This is a genomic window from Rhizobium sp. PRIMUS64, assembly GCF_023006465.1.
Lineage (GTDB): Bacteria > Pseudomonadota > Alphaproteobacteria > Rhizobiales > Rhizobiaceae > Rhizobium > Rhizobium leguminosarum.
The window spans coordinates 1-21,899 of sequence record NZ_JALBGX010000111.1; the positions used below are offsets into that span (position 1 = coordinate 1).

A 21,899-nucleotide genomic window follows, 5' to 3' on the forward strand; every position below is an offset into this window, starting at 1 on the left:
CACTGAATGGCAGGAGATATTCTTCTACGTCATGCGGCGTCCGTCATCGGAGGCCGACATGAACGCAATCCCCATCTGCTTCACTACGCTGCCCGATTACGAGAACTCAAAGGTGAAGAATGGTGGACGAAAGAGCATCAGCCGAGGCGGGTTCAATGCCCCACGTCTCAACCATGAAACTCCCGAACACCATCATCGAACTGAATTCTCTCGTGGCTCCGAGGTCGGATGTCGTGTTGATGTCCAAGCTGATCGGCCAGTGCTCAGGGCTCTTGCTTCCTACTCACGAACTTCAAGCTTGTCGCCATATTTCAAGGCGAGCCGACGGCAGTCCTCGCAATTCAACATGATGCCCTCCGCAAAGACACTCGCGGCGGCGGTCGTGCAAACCGAAACGTCCAGTCTCGCGACATGCAGAATTGCATTACCCAGTAGCATATCGCAGGGTGTAGTCTCCACTTCGGCCCCGCCCACGCTATGCGCAGGGACGCCGCGCACGGTCGCCAGCATTCCGCGCTTTCTTAATATGGTTATGTCGGCATCCCTTGCCATGACGATCTCTTCTGCCGTCCGAGGCGCAGGATGTCCGCCCGATACGCCGCATCTGCAACCAAACGGCCGCGAGACACCGAAGTTCCCATCGCCCATCCAGCGGACATTCCAGGAAGAATCGACGAAACGCCCGATTAGAGAAGCGGTCTTCGTGTCGCTACTGATAATAAGGCCGAAGGAAAATGAGGTAGAACAACATGGGGATCGCAACGACAGCGCTGTGCTTCAGCCTTTGACTGCGAAGATGTAAATACTCGTCTCTGATCTCTTGCGGACACTCCGGAGAGCCCCAAGCGATCCCGGTGTGGATCGTGAACGGAGTTGTGTAGGTAATGTTGCCGAATTTCGAAGCCTTGGCAGCAAGGCGCTCGTTCATGATCAAGTAATACATGCCACCGGCGACGAAAATCGCAACGTCTATGCCGAGCACGACCCTGATGGAAAAATTGATGCTCTCACGCGCGTTAGTCAATAGCTCCAACATACGAGGCGTTTTACAAGCTATCCAGAAGCAAGGGAACGGCTGAGCTGCTTTCCCTTATCCCAACGTAAAGAAGCCATTAATCCGATCGCAATTGGCGACGCGAAGCTGCCGTCCCCATCATGGCGGCAGCACTGGAGTTGGTAGCAAGCTTCTTGGTCAAGGTGTGACAGGGACGGCGCTTCCCGTGCTCCGGCTCTTCGCTCGGTTTATAGGTCCAGCGTTCTCGCGTGGCCGTCTTCCTGGTCGTGAGAACCTCCAATGTACTCTCCATGGAGAAACTCTCGTTGCTCGTCCATGGAAAGCCGATCACAGATCAGGGCGAGGACAACGTGGGAGTGGGACACCGGTTACAGAACACCTATCTGCCGGTGCACAAACTGGATGAATAGTGGCGGCTGCAGACTGCTATTGAGAAATCGATGCATTGCGCTCGGCGTCAGGCAAACTCCACTGCGGGCTGCTTTTCAAAAGCATCCGGAGGAGCGCATCCCTAATTTCAACATAGATCGAATCATCTTTGCTGCCGTTGAGTATGTCATGAGAGGCCTTGGTCATCTGCGGACTCCCTTCACGATCTACGAAGTTTGAAACACACAAAATTCGGCGATGAGGCGCTTCCCCCAGTTTCAACCGCGCGCAGTGCTAACTAATATTGACGAGCTGCTCGTGCTTTATGGTTCAGTGACCAAATTGTATATTGCCTGTATTCGATACCCGGAGGTCGACATGGGCAGGAGGCTTACTACCATCTTCGCCGCGGATATCGCGCAATACAGCCAGCATGTCGAAGATGATGAAATTGCCACCTTGTCTCATCTGGCAAAACTCCGCGAGATAATGGACGCTATTATCCGTCAACATGAGGGGTCAATCGCCAATACCGCTGGCGACAGCGTCATCGCAGTATTCGATAGCGCGGTCGAAGCAGCTCTCGCTGCCATTGATATCCAGGCAGCCCACAAGAACTACAACGAGACCGTACCGTCGGCGCACCGTCTTAAATACCGTATTGGAATCAACATCGGCGATGTCACGGTGTTGCCGAACGGCGACGTTCTCGGAGGTGGGGTGAACATCGCGGCAAGATTGGAGTCGATCGCTCAGCCAGGCGGGATATGCCTCAGTGAGGGCGTATTTGAGCAGGTCGACCGAAAGCTGCCTACCGAACTCAAGAGGATCGGCGAACACTATGTCAAGAACCTCGCGAAGCCGATCAACGTTTATGCGATCTCCGACGCCGATGAGAACTTCATAGCATTATCAAGAAGAAAGTCGGCCGCATTTATTCGAAAGCCAGCGTTTCTGGCTGGGCTGGCAACATTGACGGTCGTGGCTTTCGGGGCCTCGGTCTTTGTCCTGACGCAGCAACGCACACCGGAGTGGGCGCAGCGGGCATACAAGAAGGACGAGCGCGTTCAGAGCAAATCGGAGAAGGACATACTGGCGAACTTCGATCTTGTCACCGAAGGACATTTTGGTCATTCAAGGTATCTGGTCATCAGAACGTGGGGGGCCAGCATGGCGGCACTACTCGACCTGGCCGCGGGCTTGAAGGGACATCTTGCAACCATAACCTCGGCCGAAGAGAACGAGTTCGTCTACAACCTAACTCTTGAGACGCCGGGTTACTGGGTCGTGCAGGACGTCGATGGCGAGCCTCAAAGCAGCGGACCAATGATCGGATTGATGCAGGACGAAGGCGCGGAGGAACCCGATGGCGGGTGGCATTGGGTAAATGACGAACCACTCTCATACACTGCATGGGCTTCCTATCAGCCGGGAAATTCCGGCGGCCACCAGAACTACACCCAGTTCCGAGCTGATGGCAGCGAACCAAAACCCACGTGGGATGACATCGATCCGGCTCAGGATGCCGTCGTCATCGAAATCGAGAAAACTCAAGTTGGCCAGCGGATAAAGTAAGGCTACCCAGCGCGAAGGACCTGCATGCCTACCGACCTCATCTCGTAGTCGAAGGGTTTCTGGGAGTAGACACCGTGTGTCATATAGAACCGTTTTGACGAGATGAACTGCGGGTCGCTCGATGGCTGGTAGCGTCCGGACAACACGCCTCTTCCGTTGATCTGTACCGACACGTCAAATCCGCCCTGTCCATCGAACGCGAGAGTCACGTGCAGATGATAAGGCGTTCCGTCTCGCCTGAGACTGGGTCCATGGTAACCGGCTCCCCGAAGGCCACGATTTTCGACGCAACCTGCCATTCCTTTGCCGCGTGTATAGTCGCTGTCAAAGCGAAAGGTATTGCTTCCTGTCCAGCGTAGACTCATCGGCGGAGAGCAGCCTAGCCGACCATCATGGATCTGGAACAAAATGAAATCATTGCTTTGTGATGCTTTCATCGAAACGGTGGTATCGAACGCATAACTAACTTGGCTGTTGACCGGGATGTTGCCCGAACTCACTTGAGATCGTTGCTTGAAAATTCCGCCGCTGCAATGGTTGGAACTCTTATGGAAGACATAGGCACCTCCTGAACGGCTTATTCCACCTGGATCGACCCCGCATGCCGTTTGCCATCCAAGCGAAACCCGCCGGCCCTCAGCCGCGTATGAAGCCGTAGCTCCCATTGCCACGGCGATGACTGCCGTAAGAATATACGTTGCACCCCTCATACCGTGCCCCCCTCATCGAAAACCGCATGCATCCAGTGTATTAATATCATCTAATGTAACGTGACAGGAGTCATCCAAAAGAGGCAATGACCTGCTTGAGCTTGGGTCGCGGAGACGGTATCAAAACGAAATCCGCGATCGGTGGATGCTAGGTCCAGGTCGCGATGGTTGATAGACGAACGCGGGGATCGAGATGTCCAACCCGCGCTTCGTACCGTTTGAGTCGAGTCCCAAGCGGGTAGCCTTTCCGGTCTCATGGAGCAGCCGGCTACAACGTCCGCGGTTTGGACGGAATCAGGCCCGGAAGAACCTCCCCCGGAGCAATTCCAATGCATTGGCTTGAGATTCGTGGTACATTTGAAGTTGAACGTGATGCATCGGGGCGGGTGGCGCAGTCGGCCGGCCCCGCGGTGACGGCTAACAAAGCGAACACCGGCGAACTCATAGCCAATCGCTCCTCCCATACTTCCCAATTGTTCGATACAAGGCACAGGACCTGATTTGTCGACCGTTCCGTTGACCAAACCGCTGGAACTCCGCGAGTGGAATCCCGCCTAGCCGCCGCAGGACGGGGCGGTTAGAACCGGCGCTCGAACGGCAGTCAGGCGTTCCAAGGCAAAAGAAGCTCAGCGTCGTGCAGGAGTGACCAATCCAGCGGTTCACTAAGGGTTTGAAAACACCGCTCATTTCCTGTAAAATATGCGGGACAGGAGGCGATATAAAGCCGTCGTCCTGTTGACCAGGGGAAGCCGGCGATACGGGCCGCACGGCGCAAAACCCTGGAAAAAGTGGTGGGCCCGGAGGGACTCGAACCCCCAACCAAGCGGTTATGAGCCGCCGGCTCTAACCATTGAGCTACAGGCCCTTGGCGTCGGGTGGCCGGCGCCGTGATGCCGGGGCAATGGTTCCCGCGAGCATCGGTTCGCTCTAACGCAAATTGCAAGGAGCCACAAGCGGGCAGCGCAAGCATCTGTGGACGATGCATAATTCGTGGGCAGCCACTGGAACCTTCTCGCGCGGGCTACACTTATCCAAGTCACATTCCGCATGAAGAGGGCGATCGCAGATGGTGGCTTCGAACAGTGCCGTGGTGCTCATCGTGGAGGACGAGCCGCTGATCCGGTTCAATATCCTCGATGTGCTGGAGGAGGTCGGCCATGTGGCGCTGGAGGCGGCGAATGCCGACGAGGCTCTGGTGGTGCTGAAGGGCAGGCAGGATGTCGATATCCTGTTCACCGACGTCAATATGGCCGGTTCGATGGACGGTCTCCAGCTTGCCAAGCGGGTGAGGGCGATGCGGCCGAACATCGGCATCATCATCACCTCCGGCATGGTGCGGCTCGACCCGATGGCGCTGCCCGCCAATACCGCTTTCCTGCCGAAGCCCTATCTGCACGACGCGCTGATATCGACCATCAATTCCCTGATGACGTAACGGCAATGTCCTGATGACATGGCAGGGGCGCGCAGCCGCAAAACGGGGACTGTTTTTGCGGCTGCGCGCGAGGCGCCGGGAGACATGCTCGTCTTCAGGCGGGCGGAGGGGAACCGCACCCTCAGCTGAAGCTGCTCTTCAGCGCCTCGTTCTCGTGATGGGCTTTCTTTTCGTAGATCGTGAACAGCGCCATCGAGAGGAGATAGGAGAGGAAGGGATCCCCGATCTGCGTGGCGATGTCGCGGGATGCGAGAACATGGCGCTCCAGCGCGCCGATATCCTTCTGCATTGAGGTCTGCGTAGCGGTTTCAGCGAGGCGGTTCATGCTGCCATCTCCAGGAATTGGGTCACGACCGAGCGGGCCGGCACGTGCCTGACATAAAGGGGTAGGGTGAGGCCGAGGGCGGCGCGCATCTTGCGCAGCACGCGGTCCGAGACTTCGAAGGCGCCGCAGCAGACGGGATATTTGCCGTAGCCGTCTGCGCGGCCGAGTTCTTCCACCTCGGCGCCGGCGCGCTTGTAGACGCGCTTGAGGTAGGGCTCGTAGTTGGAGATCATCGTGTGGATGCCGTGATCGAGCGCGCATTCGCAAAGCGCGAGCAGCATCATGGAGAAGGCGCGGCCGGCGTCGATCTCGGGGAAATCCTTGGCGATCGCCTCCTCGTCGATGCACATGCGCGTGCCTTCCCAGATGCCGGGGGCGATAAGATCGGCGGCATCAGGGAACGTCTCGCGGAAGACGTCGTAGAGAAGGGTCGGGCCCGTCGTCGGCATCAGGCGCATGCCGCCATAAAGACGGGTGCGGCTGTCGTTGCACCAGACGAGATAGGCGGGAGCAAGCGAATCGTAGCTGTCACGTTCGTAAGGGCCGATGACAGGAACGTCCCAGCAGAGCGTATCGGCGAAGACCTTCTTGCGCAGACGAAACATCTGGTCGAGTACGGCAGCGTATTTCTGATACTCATGTGCCTGAATGATAACGAACATTTTGCCCTCCAGCGTTTTCAAGTTCGTGGAAAGCAGAATGGTTCAGGCGAGCCGGATCGGAAATTCCCTCAGATAGGCCCCCCCAGATGAGGGGGATCAGAGCATGTCGCGCAAAAGTGTGCAGCGGTTTTGCGATAACGACATGCGCCAAAACAAAGACTGAAAGCGCGAGGAGCGAATCTGAAAGATCGCGACCGGCTTTAGAGCGCCGTGCGTCCGTTTGGACGCACAAAGGGCTAGGGATTGATGATGCGCAATTGAACAGCCCGCGACGCGGCGGCCGAGATCGTGGCGCAGCCGAGCTTGAAGCGGGCGGTCTTCAGGTAATCGCGTGTGGTATGCTCTGATATGCCCAGGATGACCGAAATATCCTTGTAATCCTTGCCGAGGGCGGTCCAGTGCAGACACTCGATCTCGCGCGGCGACAATGCCGGCACCGGATCGTTTTCGCCATGCAGCTCATAGACGGCCTTGCGGTGGATCAGATGGGCGATCTCGATCCACTCGTTGCGGCAGCGGCGCACGAGCTCGGTCCATTCGTCGGCCGGTATACGGGCATTCAGCGACAGCAGGGCGCGGCGCTGCGCCTTGTCGGCGACGGGGATGGAGTAGCCATTGCCACCGATGCCGTGTTTCTGGGCGTCGACCAGCATGGCATAGGCCTCCGGCGTCGGTTCGACCTCGCTCCAGTCGAAGGGCAGCTGGCGTTCGAAGCCCTGCTTGACGATCGGATCGACCTTCACATAGCTGTTGAGGAGGTAGCGGGAAACCCAGGCATCCGGATAGGTGGTGCGCACGAAGGGCGAATCGATCTTGCTCGCGATCGTCTGGGCGAGATGGTAGGTGACGAAATCGAGGTTATATTCCGCCTGGAGAATACGGATGGCGGCATCCACGTTGGCCGCCGCCTTGATCTGTTCGAACGCGGACTCGAACTTTTCGCTATAGGTATTCTCAATCATTTCCACTGCCCCAATTCCCTCAATCCTACCGCGAGGGCCGTCACAAATACAAGGCATCCCCACATATGCGGGGAATGACAATCCGGGTCCCATCTGCTAGCGCCTGTGATGAGGAGACCTCATATGGACAGCAAGAGACCATTCGAGATTGCCGAATGCCAACAGGCCGCCAAGGGCCTGAAATCCAGCTGGCAGGACATGGCAGGCTCCGAAGCGCTGATCCGCGCCCTCGTTGCCGAACGCAATGGCGACAGGCCGCTGGCGCTGTTCTGGACCGAGGTTCACCGGGCGCTCTGCCAGGAAACCAACGCTTTCTGACGATCGGCCTTCCCGAACGGCTCAGCCCTTTCTCCGCAATTTAGGCGGGCCACCCACGCCGGTCGGCAGGGAAATCCCACCGCCTTTCTGCTCTGCAAAATTGCCAATGAACACGTCTTCATTCATGTCGTGATTCGATTTGGCGGCGAAAGGATCGGACGCTGCGTTCTGGATATATGGTTAAGAAATCCGCATTAATTTATGGATTTGTGCCAAAACGGTTGACGGAGCGTTTGCGGCAGGAGCAAGGGTGCTTGTGGAAACGGTTACACTCCTCACCTGTACCGCCACTGGCTGCAGACTGTTTCGACTGTCATCACCGATGTGTGAAATGGAATGACTGAAAAGCGCGTGCATCTGGTCTTCAAGACCCATCTCGATATCGGCTTTACCGACCATGCCGAGAAAGTCCGCCGGCAATATCACGAGCGCTTCATTCCGCAGGCGATCGAGACGGCCAGGCATTTTCATGCCGAAAATCCCGAAGAGCCGAAATTCATCTGGACGACAGGCGCCTGGCTGATCTGGGACCATCTGAATTCGCGCTCGGCGGGAGAGGTCGCAGCGCTGGAGCAGGCGATCGAGCGCGGGCAGATCCGCTGGCACGGCCTGCCGTTCACCACGCATACGGAGCTGATGTCGCCGGATCTCTTTCGGGCCGGGCTTTCCTATTCGCAGGAGCTCGACCGGCGTTTCGGCAAGACGACGATCGCGGCGAAGATGACCGATGTGCCTGGCCATACGCTCGGCATGGTGCCGTTGCTTGCCGAGGCGGGCATCCGCTTCCTGCATCTCGGCGTCAATACGGCCTCACCGCCGCCCGATGTGCCCGACATCTTCCGCTGGCGGGTGCCCGGCGGCGAAGAGGTGGTCGTCATGTACCAGCGCTCCTATGGCGAGACCTGTTTCCCTGATGGTTTCGAGGATGGCCTGAGCTTTGCCCATACCAACGACAATATCGGGCCGCAGAGCGTGCCGCAGACGGCCGAGGCCTATCGCGAATTGCGCGCCCGTGAGCCGGATGCGATCATCCGCGCAGCAACGCTCGAGGATTACGGCGCCATTCTCTGGAGCGAGCGTGAGCGTTTTCCTGTGGTCGAGCTGGAACTCGGCGACAGCTGGATCCATGGCAGCGGCAGCGATCCGGTGAAGACGGCGCGGTTTCTCGCGCTGCAGCGGCTCTACGACCGCTTCGCGGCGGATGGTCTCGACGCGCGGCGTCTTGCCTTCGGGCGCGGGCTGGCGATGGTGGCCGAGCATACCTGCGGCGTCGATATCAAATCCTATCTGCGCGACGACAAGGCGTGGTCGCGGGCCGATTTCGAGGCCGCACGCCGATCCGATTATCGCTTCGCCTATACCGAAGCCTCATGGGACGAGCAGCGGGCCTATCTCGACCAGGCGATTTCGGAGCTCGACGAGACGGACCGGAAGGCGGCCCAGGCCGTGCTCGCCGAACTCGCCACGCCTGCCGTCATCGAGGGCGGTGGGCGGGAGCTCCGCTTGCAGGCCGGTGGCTGGTCGATCGCGCTCGACGGCGTGAGCGGCGATATTGCCGAAATTACCTCGCCTTCCGGCAGGACGATCACCGGCCGCGACGGCTCGCTGATCGCCTATCGATACGAGAGCTACGATGCCGGCGACATCAACCGTCACATGCAGACCTATCTGACTCATCGGCAGGAATGGGCGATACTAGACCATGACAAGCCGGGGCTTGCCCGGTCGGGGGCGGCACTTTCGAAGATTTTTCTGCCGGTGCTGGAAGCGACTGATGAGGCGGGCATCCTTCTGTCGATGCCGGTCGAGGCCGTGCAGAAATATGGCGCGCCGCCGCATGTGATGCTGCATTTCACCGCCGAGGGCGATCGTCTTGATCTGCGTCTGACGTTGCTTGACAAGCCGGCCAACCGCATGCCGGAGGCAAGCTTCCTCTCCTTCACGCCTGATCGTGCCGCGGAGTGGAATTTCCGCAAGATGGGCCTCTGGCATCGATCGGGGAATATTGCGACGAGCGGCGGCGGACAATTGCAGGCGGTGACATCGGCACGCGGTGATCTTGCCGATGGTCCGCTGACAATCGAAACCTTCGATGCGCCGCTCGTTGCGCCGCAAGGCTCAGATTTCATGACGTTTTGCAGGACGTTGCCGGATTTCACCGCCGGCATCCGTTTCAATCTGCACAACAATAAATGGGGAACCAATTTCCCGATGTGGTGGCAGGGAGATTTTCAGGCGCGTTTCCGGTTAAGGCTCGACTGAGTCACCCCTAACGGGGATGCGATCCCGCGGGGATTTGCCGCTCGACCCGGTACGGATTGAGCCGTCCGGGCCGAGACAGGAAGCGGTTCAGCCGACGCTTGCCGATCGGCCGAGCCAGCCGGTGCATAGCGCTTCGGGCTGCCTCGGGCGAAACTTCAGTACTTCGCGACCGTCGGAAGAGGCCTTCGTGCGCTCCAGTGCATCGCGTTCGGCAACTGCCTGGCGCCAGTGTTCGTCGTCGCGGCCGTGAGGACGGCCCTGTTTCTCCCAGATCGCGTAAGCTCTTTTGCTGATCCATTCGTGGCGTCTATTGCTCATCTATCCATTCCACTCGTCTAAAGTATTATTCGGCAATTTTGTCCTGCAGAACCGGTGGCCGGCGTTTGGCTGCCATCAGCAGGTCGAGTTCGATCGAGGAGGGTCCGAAACGGGTGAAAAGACTTTCGGCCTGATCGCCATGCAGGCCATATTTGGAGGCGAATTCGTCAAGGCTATAGGGGCGGCCGCGCAGGATTCTGCTTCGGCGCTCCGGTTCATGGATTTGCGTCATTGGTGATAACCCCAGACTGTTTTGCGAATGTGAGAACAAAACAAATTACAGAGACAAAAGTTCCGTGAATTTTCAGGGTTTTTTCGCCTCGGCGTGCCATTCCGGAGCGATCTGAAGCGGCTGGCATAGATTTTTAAGAATGCGGGACGCTCAGAAAATTTCGCCTAAAACATGCAGAAATATCAGGGTGTTATGGAATTCGTTTCCGCAGCGGTTGATAAATGGGCTTTACCCCGGCGCGTTACTCTATAGAATCAATCGTGTTATTCGGTCCGCAGGGGCAAATATTCGTTCCCCGCGTTGATGCCGACCGATACCGGAGGACTTGGCTTCAATCCAACAAGAGGAGACAGACATGATGAATGCACTGCCGCCACTTCATAACGGCCACGCGCCGTTTACCCTCCAGCAGCTGTTTCGCGAAGCGCTCTATGCCTTTGAGGAATGGGACAGCGAATTGACCGAGCCGATCGTGACCCACGAAGGAAGGGTCATTCCAATCAGCTTCGTTTTCGAAGCCATGCGCGAATGCACCGACATCGTGCCGATGAACATTGTCGGCGCCGTCACTGAACGGCTGACCAAGCCGTGGGAGGGCGAAGGCCCGCTCGACCAGATGACCTTCTCCACGGCGGCGCGCGTCATGCGCGTGCTGGTGCGCAAGCGCCTTCTCGCCACCGGTGCCGTGGATCTCGTTGCCGTTTCGGCCCACGCGTCCGAAGACCAGAGCCGCGACTGACAGGATGAGGATCGCGGCCATGGCTGCGATCCTTTTCCGCTTCCTGGCGGAACCTCACCTATTCCCAACCGTTTAATTCGGCAGGCACGGCCCGCCGCTACAGCGCCGCTGTGGCACTTTGAATTGCCGCATAATTCTATCCTTAAATCGATCCCGATCTAAGGAATTATGCAGTCGTGACGGGCGAGGAATAAGTACCATGCTAAAATCCATCGTTCATGAAATCATGGGCACACCGAGGCGTGAGCCTGACCTTCCGCAATCGCTCGAGCAGTTTCGCGACAGGAAGCGGGTGCTGATCATCTTCGCCGATGCGCAAGACGACCGCGCGCTCATTCAGGACGAATGGCTGCGCAAGGCGCATATGCGCCTCATCGAAGAAGACGTCGAAGTGTTCAGCATTGCCGGCGGCGGCGCGTTTGCGCTGTTCGACGATGACTGGGAACTCGATGCCGACGATATTCGCGAGCGGCTGCAGGGGCCGCCGACCGGCGAGTTCGGGTTGATCCTGATCGGACGCGACGGAACCGTGAAGCTGCGCTCGATCGAGCCAATGACCGCGGAGGATATCTTCGCGGCCTTCGAGATGTTGCCGAAGAAGACGCCTTGGTAGTGTTTCGAGATTCCGTTTGAAGCGGAGCGCGGTGGAGCATCCGCCCCGCAGCTTTTGCATGTTCAGAGTTCGAAAGCTTCCTTAAGGCCCAGACTCTTGCGTTCACGCAGGTCGAGATCGGCCTCGATATGGGCGATATGATGCAGCATCAGCTGGCAGGCACGGTCGAGTTCGTTGGCTTCGATCGCCGAGATGATGTCACCATGTTCGGAGTGGCCGCAGCTCGATGCGGTCGACTGCCCGTAGAGCGCAATCACCAGGGAGGAGCGGGCGACGAGTTCCTCCATGAAGCGCTGCATGATCGAATTGCCTGATATGAGCGCCAGCGTCAGGTGAAAATCGCCCGATGCCTTGATTTCGGCGCGGCGCGCCGTCTGGCCGCGCTCGCTCATCAGGCGGCCTTCTTCCAGCAGAAGCTGTCTCAGATGCGCGATGTCATCAGGCGTGATCCGCGCCGCGGCCTCGCGCAATATGCCGGGTTCGACCAGGCGGCGGGCGGAAAAGATCTGGCGAGCCTCTTCCGGCGAGGGATAGGCGACGAAAGCGCCACGGTTCTTCTCGACGCTGACGAGGCCTTCATAGGACAGCGCCTGCAGGGCGGCGCGCGCGAGCGTGCGGCTGACGTTGAAGAGATTGCCGACATCGCTCTCCGAAAGCTTGGTGCCGGGCGAGAGCCTGCGCTCGACAATCGCTTCACGAATGGCATCGCGGATCTGTTGCGCGCCTGTTTCGGCGGAGTCTTCGGCTTGCTGAGCCTTGGCGGCGGATTTCATGAAAATCGATTTCCTGATGACGAGAAACCATATCCGTGTTCGCGGCAAAAGTTAAACGGAATTTGTGCCCGAAATGATGGCAATATTGTATACGATTTTCTGCACAAACTGTGCACGATAGCCTAAATCATGTGCAGATTTCGTTGTGCATATAATTTGCTCTCGCAAGTTTTTCGTCGAAAAAAGCCTGATTTCGCAATGGCTTGACGCGAGCAACGGAGTTTGGCACGGCAGATGCATCGTCTTTTCCGAACAGGGGAAGGCATGATGTCGAAAGCGGCAGAGATCGATATAGTATCCGTTTCGAAGGTCTATGGCGCGACGACGGCGGTCCATGCGATCAGCCTGAAGATTCCGGCCGGCTCCTATTGCTGCTTCCTCGGCCCGTCGGGCTGCGGCAAGACCTCGACGCTGCGCATGATTGCCGGTCACGAGAGCATCTCGTCGGGCGATATCAGGCTTGGCAATGTCGTCGTCACCGATTTTCCGCCGGCCAGGCGCGGCACGGCAATGATGTTCCAGTCCTACGCATTGTTTCCACATCTCGACCTGATCGACAACGTCGCCTTCAGCCTGAAGATGAAGGGCGTCGACAGGCAGGAGCGGCAGGCCAAGGCGCTCGAGATGCTGAAGCTGATGCAGATGGAGGCCTATGCCAACCGGCGTCCGGCCCAGCTTTCCGGCGGCCAGCAGCAGCGCGTGGCGTTGGCGCGCGCGCTGATCACCGATCCGGAAGCGCTGCTGCTCGACGAGCCGCTGTCGGCGCTCGATCCGTTCCTGAAGATCCGCATGCGCGCCGAACTCAAGAAGCTGCAGAAGTCGCTCGGCATCACCTTCGTGCACGTTACCCATAGCCAGGAAGAGGCGATGGCGCTCGCCGACGTCATCGTCATCATGAATGATGGCCGGATCGAGCAGGCGGCCGCCCCGCGCGAGGTCTTCGAACGGCCGGCGACTGCCTTCGTCGCGCGCTTCATGGGCGACCACAATGTGCTGTCCGGCCGGGTGACTTCGAGCGAGAACGGCGTGCTCGTCATGACCGTGCCGGAAGGGCAGAGCTTTTCCGTGCGCGGGACGGACAGGGAGGTCGGCGAGCCTGTCGATATCGGTATCCGCACCGACCGCGTGCGCCTACAGGTGGCGACCGAATGGACGCTCGGCTTCGACGGCATCGTCTCCAACATCGAATATCGCGGCTCTTCCGTGAAGATCACCGTTATCGGCGCGGGAAGCGACGATTTCACCGTCATTGCCGACGACGGCGACTATTTCGCCCGGCCGGTCGCCGTTGGCGACACCGTCTCGCTCAGCTGGGCGCTCGAAGATGCCGTGCTTCTCGGCCGCTCTTCCGCATGAGCCATCACCATCAAGAACACTGAACCTTCTATCCAAGAAAAGGGGAACTGACATGACGACTGAAACGACATCGACCAAAGCGGAGAAGGGACTTTCCCGTCGCACGCTGCTGAAGACGGGTGCTGCCGCCGTCGGCGCCATCGCCGGCTCCGGCGCCATCACCGGCTTTCCCACAATCTGGGCGCAGACGAACATCACGCTTCGCCAGTTCGGCACCGGCGTTTCGAACATCAATGCCATCGCCGAGAAGTGCAAGGCCGATCTTGGCATCACGCTGGAGATGACGGCAACCGATTCCGACGCCGCCGCCCAGCGCGCCGTCACCCAGCCCGACAGCTATGACATTGCCGACATCGAATACTGGATCGCCAAGAAGGTGTTCCCGACCGGCGTCATGCAGCCGATGGACGTCAAGAAGCTGAAATATTACGACAAGATCGTGCCGCTGTTCATCAACGGCAAGCTGAAGCCGGAAAGCGTCATCGCCCAGGGTACAGCGCCGCACACGGTCGGCTTCGTGGAGGCGCAGGGTTCCAAGAAGTTCGCCAAGGAGCCGACGCAGTGGATGACGATGGTTCCGACCATCTACAACGCCGATACGCTTGGTATTCGCCCCGACCTCACCGGCCGTCCGATCACCAGCTGGGCCGATATTCTCGATCCGGCCTTCAAGGGCAAAACCGCGATCCTCAACATCCCGTCGATCGGCATCATGGATGCGGCGATGATCATGGAAGCCTCCGGCAAGATCAAATATGCCGACAAGGGCAACATGACGAAGGAAGAAATCGACAAGACGATCGACTTCCTGATCAAGACCAAGGGTGACGGTCAGTTCCGTGCCTTCTGGAAGTCGTTCGACGAAAGCGTCAACCTGATGGCCTCGGGCGAAGTCGTCATCCAATCGATGTGGTCGCCGGCCGTCGCCGCTGTCCGTTCGAAGGGCATCGCCTGCACCTTCCAGCCGCTCAAGGAAGGCTATCGCGCCTGGGGCGGCGGTCTCGGCCTTGCCTCGCACCTCAAGGGCGCGCAGCTCGATGCCGCCTATGAATACATCAACTGGTACACGTCGGGCTGGGTCGGCGGCTACCTCAACCGCCAGGGTTACTATTCCGCCTGCATGGACACCGCCAAGGAATTCATGTCGGCCGACGAATGGGGCTACTGGATCGAGGGCAAGCCGGCGCAGGGTGATATCCTGTCTCCCGAGGGCAAGGTCATGGAGAAGGCCGGCGCCGTTCGCGACGGCGGTTCCTTCGAAGCCCGCATGGGCGCGGTTGCCTGCTGGAACTCCGTCATGGACGAGGACCGCTACATGGTCCGTCGCTGGAACGAGTTCATCGCTGCCTGATCTCCGCAGAGAGGGTGGAGAGCCACTGTCTTTGGCGATGCTCAAGACGTGGCTTCGCTCCGCCCACTCACCTGCCCTTCGGGCATCTGACCGGGGTCGACCCACGGGTCTCGACCCGTCCTTTGGACCCCCGCTGGGGAGAAGAGGGAGTTCGCGGTTTGGCCGCGAGACGAAACTGAGGTGCGCGGTGGCTTAGGTGCCGCCGCGATTCTTTTCTCCTCGGCGGGGAGAAGGTGCCGGCAGGCGGACGAGGGGCGGGGCACGAGCCCTCGGTCGTCACGCTTGACAATGAGACAACGGAGAACCGGATCATGGCGACCATCGCGGCGGAAACGGAGGAGGACGGCCAAGGCGCGCGCGGCGGGCGCGGACTGAGGCTTTCCCCATCGGCGATATCCTATCTCCAGGCGACGCCGCTGTTCGTCATTCTCGGCTTCTTCTTCCTGCTGCCGATCGCCATGATCGGCGTCGTCAGCTTCTGGGACTACGATTTTGCCGGTCTCTATCCCGATTTCCTGACAATGAACTACACCGACACGCTCGGTTCATGGGTGACGTGGAAGACCTATCTTAACACCTTGAAATTCACTGCGATTGTCTGGTCGCTGACGCTTGTCATCGGCTTCTGGGTCGCCTATTTCTTGGCCTTCCACATTCGCAAGACTTCGACGCAGATGATCCTCTTCCTCGTCTGCACCGTGCCGTTCATGACGTCGAACATCATCCGCATGATCTCGTGGATCCCGGTGCTCGGGCGCAACGGCCTGGTCAATTCGACGCTGATCAATATGGGCATCATTCCCAAGCCGATCGAATGGCTGCTCTATTCCGATTTCGCCGTCGTGCTCGCGATGGTGCATCTCTATACGCTGTTCATGGTGACGCCGATCTTCAACACGCTGATGCGCATCGACCGATCGTTGTTCGAGGCGGCGCGCGATGCCGGCGCCTCCGGCTGGCAGGTGCTGTGGAACGTCGTCATTCCGCTCGCCAAACCCGGTATGGCGATCGGCACAATCTTCGTCGTCACGCTCGTCATGGCTGACTTTTCGACGGTGCAGGTGATGTCCGGCGGCCAGAGCGCCTCGGTGGCGCTGATGATGAAGAACCAGATGTCGCTGCTGCAATATCCGGCGGCTGCCGCCAACGCCGTGGTGCTGCTTGCCGTCGTGCTCCTGATGGTCGCGGCCATCCTGCGCGTCGTCGACATCCGCAAGGAGCTTTGAGATGAACCACGAAAAACGCGGCCTGGAATTCTACCTGCTGGCGATCTTCTTCATCATCTTCGTGCTGTTCCTCTACGGCCCGCTTTCGGCGATCCTGATCCTCTCCTTCCAGGGGCCGGATGGCGGCCTGACTTTCCCGATGAACGGTGTTTCCACGCACTGGTTCTTCAACCTGTTCGAGAAGCAGGCGGTCGGCGATTTCGGCGCTTCCTTCCGCCGCTCCTTCACCCTCGGGGTGATGGTGATGGTGGTGACCGTCGTCGTCTCGCTGCTCGCTGGCCTTGCCTTCCGCCGCCGCTTCCGCGGTTCGACCGCGCTGTTCTACGCCACGGTCGCCAGTCTCGTCGTGCCGTCGATCATCATCTCGCTCGGCATCGGCGTCGTCTTCCAGGAGGGAGGGCTGAAGCCTGCCTGGTATTCGTCGGCTTTCGGTGCGCATCTGACCTGGACGCTGCCGTTCGGCGTGCTGATCATGTTTGCCGTCTTCAACCGCTTCTCGCCGGCCTATGAAGAGGCGGCGCGTGACCTTGGCGCCAGCTCTTGGCAGACGTTCCGCCATGTCGTGCTGCCGATGATCGCGCCGAGCCTGGTCGGCGTCGGCCTGTTCGGCTTCACGCTTTCCTATGACGAATTCGCCCGCACGCTGATGACATCAGGCACCTACAATACGCTGCCGCTCGAAATCTACGGCATGACCACCAACGTCACGACGCCGGTGCTCTATGCGCTCGGCACGGTGACGACGCTGTTTTCCTTCACCATCATTCTCGTCGCACTCGGCATCATGACGATGCTCAGCCGGCGGCAGGCAAAGATAAACTGACATGCGCATCCTCATCGTCAATCCGAACACCACGGCCTCCATGACCGAGAAGGCCGCGACCGCCGCGCGGGCGGTGGCGGCATCCGGCACGGAGATCATCGCCGCCACCTCGCGCATGGGGCCGGTTTCCATCGAGGGACATTACGACGGCGCGCTGGCGATCCCCGGTCTGCTCGCTGAACTCAGGGACCGGCAGGTGGCGGGTTATGATGCGGCCGTGATCGCTTGCTTCGATGATACCGGGCTCGAAGCGGCACGAACCTTCGCCGATGTGCCGATCCTCGGGCTTTGCGAATCCGCGGTGGTGACGGCGGGCTTTCTGGCGCAGCGCTTCACCGTGGTGACGACGCTAGAGCGGTCGCGGGTGCTGATCGACAATCTGGTGCGCCGCTACGGTATGGGCGACCGCGCCAAGGTGCGCGCCTCCGACATTCCGGTGCTGGAGCTGGAAGATGCGGCCTCCGGCGCGATCGGCAAGCTCAGGGCCGAGATCGAGCGGGCGCTTTCAGAAGACGGAGCCGAGGCGATCGTACTCGGCTGTGCCGGCATGACCGATCTGGCGCGTGAGCTGCAGGAAATCTACGGCGTGCCTGTCGTCGATGGCGTCGCCGCCGCCGTCAAGCAGGCCGAAGCGCTGGTGTCGCTCGGCCTTTGCACCAGCAAGCGCGGCTCCTACGCCTCGCCGCTGCCCAAACCCTTCACCGGGGCGATGAGCGGTTTCTCGCCGATCCTGAAGGTCGGCTGACCGATGTCCGTTTCCTTCGATTTCGAGCAGCTTACCGAGCGCCAACGCTACAAGCTAATGATCGGCACGATCATTCCGCGGCCGATCGCGCTGGTGACGACGGTCGACGAGAATGGCCGGATCAACGCCGCGCCCTTCAGTTTCTTCAACTGCCTGTCGGCCGATCCGCCGATCCTTGCGATCGGGGTCGAGAATAATGCCGACATGTCGTTCAAGGACACCGGCCACAATATCCGCATGACCGAGGTGTTCACGGTCAATATCGTCTCCTTCGCGATCGCTGAGGCGATGCATATCTGCGGCGCCAAATATCCGCGCGGCGTCGACGAGTTGAAGGAAGCCGGCCTCACGGCGATGCCGGGCGAGAAAGTGGCCTCGCCCTTTATCGCCGAGGCGCCTGCTGCCTTCGAATGCCGGCGGCATGTGACGTTGGAGCTTGGCCGCTCGCGGCAGATCGTCATGGGCGAGATCGTCTATGCGCATTACCGCGACGGGGTCGTCGATCCGGAACGGCTGCATGTCGATCCGGCCGCCGTCGATGCCATTGCGAGGCTCGGCGGCGATACCTGCGCCACCATCCGCGACCGTTTCGAGATGTTGACGCCGAAGCTCTGACATAGGGCATTTCGGTTTTCTTCGAGTCACGAAAGTGCTCTATCTCTTTGTCTTCGCGCAATTCCGGACGCAAAACCGCTGCGCACTCTTGCTGGAATTGCTCCTGGGATAGGCCCAAGTTTTTGCTTTACTTTTTCGGCTCCCGCGAGAATGGTCGGCTACGGATCATTGCGGCAGAGGAGCGCTTTACCCATGACAATCGAGGACGATCTCAGCCGGATCGCGGAGCAGGAGAAAGTCCTGAGCTTCGACGCTTTCGACCTGACGACGGCATGGCAGCTCGGCAAGCTCCTGCAGGAACTCGCTACCGAGCGCGGCCTCGGCATCGCGATCGACGTGACCCTGCATTCGATGCCGGTCTTCTATGCGGCACTCCCAGGTGTGACGCCCGACAACGTCAACTGGGTGCGTCGCAAGCGCAATATGGTGCTGCGTTATTTCCGCAGCAGCTACGCCTCCGGCCTGAAGCTGCAGAAGGACGGCAAGACGGTCGAGGATAACGGGCTTTCCGGCGCCGACTATGCGCCGCATGGCGGCAGTTTCCCGATCAACGTCAAGGGCACCGGTTGCATCGGCGCCGTCACCGTCTCAGGACTGCCGCAGCGCGACGACCATAATCTCGCGGTCGAGGCGCTGGCGCTGATGCTGGCGAAGGATCTGGATACGCTACGGCTTGCTCCGCCGCTCTGATGCGGTTTCTCCCGCCGTAATTTTGACAGAAAAAAGCCACGAAAACTGCAAATTTGCGTCGCCGTGCCGGTGACGCGGGCTTGCCGTGCGGCTAAGCTGCGGCATCGCACTCCTATCTTATCCCGGGACGCCATGATCCGTTTGTTCCTCGCGCTTGCCGCCACCATCGGCTTCGGCCTTTTGCTTGCCTCCTGCAACACGCTTTCCAAGGAGGAATGCGTCGCCGCCGACTGGCGGGTGATCGGCGAGAGCGACGGCGCGACGGGCTACGAGCCGCAACAGCGCTTCGCCGCCCATGCGAAATCCTGCGAGCGCGTCAAGATCGTGCCCGATCAGACGATCTGGTTTCAGGGATATCAGGCCGGTCTCGTGCGCTATTGCACGCCGCTCAGCGGGCTTGCGCGCGGCCAGGCGGGCAGCGGCTACGCCAATGTCTGCCCGCCCGAGACCGCGCCGGGCTTCCTGCGCGGCTTCAACCTCGGCAGCAAGCAGCACGAATTGCAGGCGCGGCTCAGCTCGATGCAGAGCGATTATAGCAATAAGGAAACTGATATCGACGAGCTTTCCGACAAGCTCAGGGATGCCAAGGACGGCGACCGTTCGGAATTGCGCCGGCGGATCGAGGATCTCGAAGACGACATGCACGACATCCGCCGCGACCAGCGCGACGTGCAGGACGATCTCGACCGTGTCAACGAGGATGTCGAGTGGTTCCAGCGGAACCCGAGTGCCGAACTGCCGGCGCCGGGTTACTGATCCTTACAGCGCCGCGCGTCTATTTAGAGCATGATGTCGTCCGAAAACCGCTCGCACTTTTCGGCACCATGCTCTGCTTCAGAGCTTCCCGCCGGCCTCGGCGATGCCCTTGGTCAGGCTGCCGGTCGCCGGGAAGAGCGGGATGAGGCAGGCCTGCAGGGCGTGATAGATGTCACCCTTACCGGGGAACAGTGAGTGTGAGGGAACGAGATCTTCCGTCAGCTCCTCGTGCCAGCCGCCGTTCTTGTGATCGATGAAGGCGCGTTCGATCACGTTCCAGATCTTGCGGTAGGTCTCTTCATGGAAATCGCTCGGCAGGTGTTCGTTGAGGAAATGCGCGGCGGCCGCACCCTCGCAGGCCGGCCACCAGAGCTTGTTGCGCTTGGCGGGCTTGTCGTCCCAATCGAGCGTATAGAAGAAGCCGCCCTTGTCGTTATCCCAGCCGAGCGCCATGGATTGCGCAAAGAGCGCCTTGGCCGCATCCGGCATCCATTCGATGCGTTTGCCGCCGAGCGCCCAGAGCTGCAGGATGAGGCGGGCCCATTCCAGCCAGTGGCCGGGCGTCGTGCCGGCCGGGCGGAACATTTCGTTCGGATGATAATACGTCTTGTCGAGATTCCATTCGGCGTCGAAATGCTCGGCGACGCGCCAGTCAACCGAACCGGCGGCGCGGCGGATGACGAGATCGGCGATGCTTTCGGCCTTGGTCAGATAGTCCCGGTCGCCGGTGGCTTCGAAGGCCGCCATCAGCGCTTCGGTCAGGTGCATGTTGGAGTTCTGGCCGCGATAGGCGCCGCCGTCGAGCGGCTGCCAGTCGGCGGTGAATTCCTCGGCGATTGCGCCGTGTTTCGCTTCCCAGAACTTCGTATTCAGGATGTCGGTGATATCATCAAGCATGCCGTCGGCAAGCGGATGGCCGATCGTCTTTGCGGCTGAGGCGGCAAGCAACACGAAAGCATGGCCATAGCCCTGCTTGTTGGAATCGACAGGACCATCATTGTTGAGGGACCAGAAATAACCGCCATTTTTCCGGTCGCGATGATGGTTCCAGATATAGTCCATGCCGTGGTCGACGACGTCGGCAGCGCCGGGACGGCCGAGCAGGGCGCCGATCGAGAAGCAATGCACGGCGCGCGCGGCGATATGGATGCCGCGAACCTGGCCCTCGGCATCGAGCGGCCCGCCTTGGTCGTCGAGATCGTAGAAACCGCCCTTGGGGTTGACCGAATTGTGCTGGAAGAAATCGAAAAGACCGTTCGCCTGGGTCAGCAGCCAGTCGCGATGATAGGCGCGGGTCGTCCAGTTTCCAAGCGCGGCGTTGCCGGTTGCGGGTGCCATGATGCTCCTCCGATTTCGTGCACAAGCGTCGCAAACGCCTATATAGAGGTCGGGCAAGCCTGTCATCTGGCTAGCGCATCGTGCTTTCCGAAAATCGAATTTCGGAAAACACGATGCGCAGATTCAAACTGCTACAGCGTCCTTTGCGCGTCTTAAAAGACGCGCGGCGCTGTAGACTTGCAAAGCACGAAATCGCCAGGCATATATTGACATAAAGATATCTTTATGTGATTTGGAAGTCTGGTCTTATGACGTCAAGGAGCCCTCCCGTGTTTGACAATCTCTTTGGTCCGGAAACGGGCAAGCGTGACGGCAGTGAAGTGTTCGCAGCTTTGAAACAAGCCGCGAGCGAACGCATCCTTGTTCTCGACGGCGCCATGGGCACGCAGATCCAGGGGCTCGGCTATGACGAAGACCAGTTTCGCGGAACGCGCTTCATCGGCTGCGCCTGTCACCAGAAGGGCAATAACGACCTTCTGATCCTGACCCAGCCGGATGCGATCGAAGAGATCCATTACAGATACGCCAAGGCCGGCGCCGACATTCTCGAGACCAACACCTTCTCCTCGACCCGCATCGCGCAGGCCGATTACGAGATGGAAGGTGCGGTCTATGACCTCAACAAGGAAGGTGCCGAGATCGTGCGCCGGGCGGCACTGCGCGCCGAGCGCGAGGACGGCCGCCGCCGCTT

At 59.6% G+C, this 21,899-nt stretch carries 26 protein-coding genes and 1 tRNA gene; 15 read left to right on the forward strand and 12 right to left on the reverse strand.

The annotated features are described in order from the left end of the window. Positions 1-279: 279 nt before the first annotated feature. The 3 genes from MOV76_RS29955 to MOV76_RS29965 all read right to left on the reverse strand — a co-directional run bounded on the left by MOV76_RS29955 (position 280) and on the right by MOV76_RS29965 (position 1,591). The gene (locus MOV76_RS29955; RefSeq protein ID WP_247265903.1) at positions 280-552 is read right to left on the reverse strand and encodes a hypothetical protein; all 273 of its coding nucleotides are present in this window, start codon (positions 550-552) and stop codon (positions 280-282) included. Positions 553-709: 157 nt separating this feature from the next. After that, entirely contained in the window at positions 710-1,036 is a 327-nt protein-coding gene (locus MOV76_RS29960) for a hypothetical protein (protein WP_247265904.1), read from the reverse strand. 405 nt (positions 1,037-1,441) lie between these two features. Beyond that, entirely contained in the window at positions 1,442-1,591 is a 150-nt protein-coding gene (locus tag MOV76_RS29965; RefSeq protein WP_247265905.1) for a hypothetical protein, read from the reverse strand. 171 nt (positions 1,592-1,762) lie between these two features. On the opposite strand from MOV76_RS29965, the gene MOV76_RS29970 reads away from it, so the two are divergent. Further along, complete coding sequence (locus MOV76_RS29970) at positions 1,763-2,959, forward strand: adenylate/guanylate cyclase domain-containing protein (RefSeq protein WP_247265906.1); 1,197 nt, start codon at positions 1,763-1,765, stop codon at positions 2,957-2,959. A gap of 2 nt (positions 2,960-2,961) precedes the next feature. Here the strand turns inward: MOV76_RS29970 and MOV76_RS29975 are convergent, their stop codons facing one another. Both MOV76_RS29975 and MOV76_RS29980 read right to left on the reverse strand, forming a co-directional pair. Further along, complete coding sequence (locus MOV76_RS29975; RefSeq protein WP_247265907.1) at positions 2,962-3,669, reverse strand: hypothetical protein; 708 nt, start codon at positions 3,667-3,669, stop codon at positions 2,962-2,964. A 789-nt stretch (positions 3,670-4,458) separates the two neighbouring features. Further along, positions 4,459-4,534: transfer RNA gene (locus MOV76_RS29980), tRNA-Ile, on the reverse strand. A gap of 201 nt (positions 4,535-4,735) precedes the next feature. Here MOV76_RS29980 and MOV76_RS29985 point away from each other — a divergent pair. Continuing rightward, positions 4,736-5,104, forward strand: coding sequence for a response regulator (locus MOV76_RS29985; RefSeq protein ID WP_018242932.1), 369 nt, complete (start codon positions 4,736-4,738; stop codon positions 5,102-5,104). Positions 5,105-5,225: 121 nt separating this feature from the next. On the opposite strand, the gene MOV76_RS29990 is transcribed toward MOV76_RS29985, so the two are convergent. From MOV76_RS29990 to MOV76_RS30000, 3 genes are all read right to left on the reverse strand, one after another. Then, entirely contained in the window at positions 5,226-5,429 is a 204-nt protein-coding gene (locus MOV76_RS29990) for a hypothetical protein (protein ID WP_018242931.1), read from the reverse strand. Continuing rightward, on the reverse strand, positions 5,426-6,091 hold the full coding sequence (locus MOV76_RS29995; protein WP_018242930.1) for an acyl-homoserine-lactone synthase: 666 nt from the start codon (positions 6,089-6,091) through the stop codon (positions 5,426-5,428). Before MOV76_RS29995 ends, MOV76_RS29990 begins: the two co-directional genes overlap by 4 nt. A 236-nt stretch (positions 6,092-6,327) precedes the next feature. Next, positions 6,328-7,053, reverse strand: a complete 726-nt coding sequence (locus MOV76_RS30000; RefSeq protein WP_018242929.1) for a LuxR family transcriptional regulator — start codon at positions 7,051-7,053, stop codon at positions 6,328-6,330. Positions 7,054-7,176: 123 nt separating this feature from the next. On the opposite strand from MOV76_RS30000, the gene MOV76_RS30005 reads away from it, so the two are divergent. Together MOV76_RS30005 and MOV76_RS30010 are read left to right on the forward strand one after the other, a co-directional pair. Then, positions 7,177-7,371 (forward strand): hypothetical protein, encoded by a 195-nt coding sequence (locus tag MOV76_RS30005; protein ID WP_018242928.1) that lies wholly within the window; start codon positions 7,177-7,179, stop codon positions 7,369-7,371. A 336-nt stretch (positions 7,372-7,707) separates the two neighbouring features. Further along, positions 7,708-9,633, forward strand: coding sequence for a DUF5054 domain-containing protein (locus MOV76_RS30010; protein WP_018242927.1), 1,926 nt, complete (start codon positions 7,708-7,710; stop codon positions 9,631-9,633). An 87-nt stretch (positions 9,634-9,720) separates the two neighbouring features. Here the strand turns inward: MOV76_RS30010 and MOV76_RS30015 are convergent, their stop codons facing one another. Together MOV76_RS30015 and MOV76_RS30020 are read right to left on the reverse strand one after the other, a co-directional pair. Continuing rightward, on the reverse strand, positions 9,721-9,951 hold the full coding sequence (locus tag MOV76_RS30015) for a DUF2934 domain-containing protein (RefSeq protein ID WP_247265908.1): 231 nt from the start codon (positions 9,949-9,951) through the stop codon (positions 9,721-9,723). A 25-nt stretch (positions 9,952-9,976) separates the two neighbouring features. After that, the gene (locus MOV76_RS30020; RefSeq protein WP_018242926.1) at positions 9,977-10,183 is read right to left on the reverse strand and encodes a hypothetical protein; all 207 of its coding nucleotides are present in this window, start codon (positions 10,181-10,183) and stop codon (positions 9,977-9,979) included. Positions 10,184-10,538: 355 nt separating this feature from the next. Here MOV76_RS30020 and MOV76_RS30025 point away from each other — a divergent pair, with 355 nt between their 5' ends. After that, positions 10,539-10,922 (forward strand): hypothetical protein, encoded by a 384-nt coding sequence (locus MOV76_RS30025; RefSeq protein WP_018446599.1) that lies wholly within the window; start codon positions 10,539-10,541, stop codon positions 10,920-10,922. Between the two features lie 199 nt (positions 10,923-11,121). Next, positions 11,122-11,535, forward strand: coding sequence for a DUF4174 domain-containing protein (locus MOV76_RS30030; protein ID WP_018242924.1), 414 nt, complete (start codon positions 11,122-11,124; stop codon positions 11,533-11,535). A gap of 62 nt (positions 11,536-11,597) precedes the next feature. Here MOV76_RS30030 and MOV76_RS30035 read toward each other — a convergent pair whose 3' ends face one another. Continuing rightward, positions 11,598-12,308 carry a GntR family transcriptional regulator gene (locus tag MOV76_RS30035; protein ID WP_018242923.1) on the reverse strand — a complete coding sequence of 237 codons (711 nt, stop codon included), beginning with the start codon at positions 12,306-12,308 and terminating at the stop codon, positions 11,598-11,600. A 267-nt stretch (positions 12,309-12,575) separates the two neighbouring features. Here MOV76_RS30035 and MOV76_RS30040 point away from each other — a divergent pair, with 267 nt between their 5' ends. The 8 genes from MOV76_RS30040 to MOV76_RS30075 all read left to right on the forward strand — a co-directional run bounded on the left by MOV76_RS30040 (position 12,576) and on the right by MOV76_RS30075 (position 19,870). Then, positions 12,576-13,664 carry an ABC transporter ATP-binding protein gene (locus MOV76_RS30040; RefSeq protein ID WP_020493400.1) on the forward strand — a complete coding sequence of 363 codons (1,089 nt, stop codon included), beginning with the start codon at positions 12,576-12,578 and terminating at the stop codon, positions 13,662-13,664. Positions 13,665-13,716: 52 nt separating this feature from the next. Continuing rightward, positions 13,717-15,015 (forward strand): PotD/PotF family extracellular solute-binding protein, encoded by a 1,299-nt coding sequence (locus MOV76_RS30045; RefSeq protein ID WP_018074083.1) that lies wholly within the window; start codon positions 13,717-13,719, stop codon positions 15,013-15,015. 311 nt (positions 15,016-15,326) lie between these two features. Next, positions 15,327-16,241, forward strand: a complete 915-nt coding sequence (locus MOV76_RS30050; RefSeq protein WP_018242921.1) for an ABC transporter permease — start codon at positions 15,327-15,329, stop codon at positions 16,239-16,241. 1 nt (position 16,242) lies between these two features. Then, positions 16,243-17,064, forward strand: coding sequence for an ABC transporter permease (locus MOV76_RS30055; protein ID WP_115157201.1), 822 nt, complete (start codon positions 16,243-16,245; stop codon positions 17,062-17,064). Between the two features lies 1 nt (position 17,065). Then, entirely contained in the window at positions 17,066-17,809 is a 744-nt protein-coding gene (locus tag MOV76_RS30060) for an aspartate/glutamate racemase family protein (protein ID WP_247265909.1), read from the forward strand. Positions 17,810-17,812: 3 nt separating this feature from the next. Continuing rightward, positions 17,813-18,424 (forward strand): flavin reductase family protein, encoded by a 612-nt coding sequence (locus tag MOV76_RS30065; protein WP_018242918.1) that lies wholly within the window; start codon positions 17,813-17,815, stop codon positions 18,422-18,424. Between the two features lie 192 nt (positions 18,425-18,616). Then, positions 18,617-19,114: a heme-degrading domain-containing protein gene (locus MOV76_RS30070; protein ID WP_018446594.1), complete on the forward strand. Its 498-nt coding sequence runs from the start codon at positions 18,617-18,619 to the stop codon at positions 19,112-19,114. A 132-nt stretch (positions 19,115-19,246) separates the two neighbouring features. Beyond that, positions 19,247-19,870, forward strand: a complete 624-nt coding sequence (locus MOV76_RS30075) for a DUF2799 domain-containing protein (RefSeq protein WP_130729278.1) — start codon at positions 19,247-19,249, stop codon at positions 19,868-19,870. A gap of 78 nt (positions 19,871-19,948) precedes the next feature. Here the strand turns inward: MOV76_RS30075 and MOV76_RS30080 are convergent, their stop codons facing one another. Next, positions 19,949-21,208 carry an AGE family epimerase/isomerase gene (locus MOV76_RS30080; RefSeq protein ID WP_247265910.1) on the reverse strand — a complete coding sequence of 420 codons (1,260 nt, stop codon included), beginning with the start codon at positions 21,206-21,208 and terminating at the stop codon, positions 19,949-19,951. Between the two features lie 269 nt (positions 21,209-21,477). Here MOV76_RS30080 and MOV76_RS30085 point away from each other — a divergent pair. Continuing rightward, positions 21,478-21,899, forward strand: a 422-nt coding sequence (locus tag MOV76_RS30085) for a homocysteine S-methyltransferase family protein (RefSeq protein WP_247265911.1), incomplete at its 3' end; no start/stop codon positions are given.

Excerpts from the sequence above, each read along its gene's own strand:
- MOV76_RS29955 (WP_247265903.1), bottom strand. The coding sequence starts at position 552 with ATGGCAAGGGATGCCGACATAACCATATTAAGAAAGCGCGGAATGCTG.
- MOV76_RS29960 (WP_247265904.1), bottom strand. The coding sequence starts at position 1,036 with ATGTTGGAGCTATTGACTAACGCGCGTGAGAGCATCAATTTTTCCATC.
- MOV76_RS29965 (WP_247265905.1), bottom strand. The coding sequence starts at position 1,591 with ATGACCAAGGCCTCTCATGACATACTCAACGGCAGCAAAGATGATTCG.
- MOV76_RS29970 (WP_247265906.1), top strand. The coding sequence starts at position 1,763 with ATGGGCAGGAGGCTTACTACCATCTTCGCCGCGGATATCGCGCAATAC.
- MOV76_RS29975 (WP_247265907.1), bottom strand. The coding sequence starts at position 3,669 with ATGAGGGGTGCAACGTATATTCTTACGGCAGTCATCGCCGTGGCAATG.
- MOV76_RS29985 (WP_018242932.1), top strand. The coding sequence starts at position 4,736 with ATGGTGGCTTCGAACAGTGCCGTGGTGCTCATCGTGGAGGACGAGCCG.
- MOV76_RS29990 (WP_018242931.1), bottom strand. The coding sequence starts at position 5,429 with ATGAACCGCCTCGCTGAAACCGCTACGCAGACCTCAATGCAGAAGGAT.
- MOV76_RS29995 (WP_018242930.1), bottom strand. The coding sequence starts at position 6,091 with ATGTTCGTTATCATTCAGGCACATGAGTATCAGAAATACGCTGCCGTA.
- MOV76_RS30000 (WP_018242929.1), bottom strand. The coding sequence starts at position 7,053 with ATGATTGAGAATACCTATAGCGAAAAGTTCGAGTCCGCGTTCGAACAG.
- MOV76_RS30005 (WP_018242928.1), top strand. The coding sequence starts at position 7,177 with ATGGACAGCAAGAGACCATTCGAGATTGCCGAATGCCAACAGGCCGCC.
- MOV76_RS30010 (WP_018242927.1), top strand. The coding sequence starts at position 7,708 with ATGACTGAAAAGCGCGTGCATCTGGTCTTCAAGACCCATCTCGATATC.
- MOV76_RS30015 (WP_247265908.1), bottom strand. The coding sequence starts at position 9,951 with ATGAGCAATAGACGCCACGAATGGATCAGCAAAAGAGCTTACGCGATC.
- MOV76_RS30020 (WP_018242926.1), bottom strand. The coding sequence starts at position 10,183 with ATGACGCAAATCCATGAACCGGAGCGCCGAAGCAGAATCCTGCGCGGC.
- MOV76_RS30025 (WP_018446599.1), top strand. The coding sequence starts at position 10,539 with ATGATGAATGCACTGCCGCCACTTCATAACGGCCACGCGCCGTTTACC.
- MOV76_RS30030 (WP_018242924.1), top strand. The coding sequence starts at position 11,122 with ATGCTAAAATCCATCGTTCATGAAATCATGGGCACACCGAGGCGTGAG.
- MOV76_RS30035 (WP_018242923.1), bottom strand. The coding sequence starts at position 12,308 with ATGAAATCCGCCGCCAAGGCTCAGCAAGCCGAAGACTCCGCCGAAACA.
- MOV76_RS30040 (WP_020493400.1), top strand. The coding sequence starts at position 12,576 with ATGTCGAAAGCGGCAGAGATCGATATAGTATCCGTTTCGAAGGTCTAT.
- MOV76_RS30045 (WP_018074083.1), top strand. The coding sequence starts at position 13,717 with ATGACGACTGAAACGACATCGACCAAAGCGGAGAAGGGACTTTCCCGT.
- MOV76_RS30050 (WP_018242921.1), top strand. The coding sequence starts at position 15,327 with ATGGCGACCATCGCGGCGGAAACGGAGGAGGACGGCCAAGGCGCGCGC.
- MOV76_RS30055 (WP_115157201.1), top strand. The coding sequence starts at position 16,243 with ATGAACCACGAAAAACGCGGCCTGGAATTCTACCTGCTGGCGATCTTC.
- MOV76_RS30060 (WP_247265909.1), top strand. The coding sequence starts at position 17,066 with ATGCGCATCCTCATCGTCAATCCGAACACCACGGCCTCCATGACCGAG.
- MOV76_RS30065 (WP_018242918.1), top strand. The coding sequence starts at position 17,813 with ATGTCCGTTTCCTTCGATTTCGAGCAGCTTACCGAGCGCCAACGCTAC.
- MOV76_RS30070 (WP_018446594.1), top strand. The coding sequence starts at position 18,617 with ATGACAATCGAGGACGATCTCAGCCGGATCGCGGAGCAGGAGAAAGTC.
- MOV76_RS30075 (WP_130729278.1), top strand. The coding sequence starts at position 19,247 with ATGATCCGTTTGTTCCTCGCGCTTGCCGCCACCATCGGCTTCGGCCTT.
- MOV76_RS30080 (WP_247265910.1), bottom strand. The coding sequence starts at position 21,208 with ATGGCACCCGCAACCGGCAACGCCGCGCTTGGAAACTGGACGACCCGC.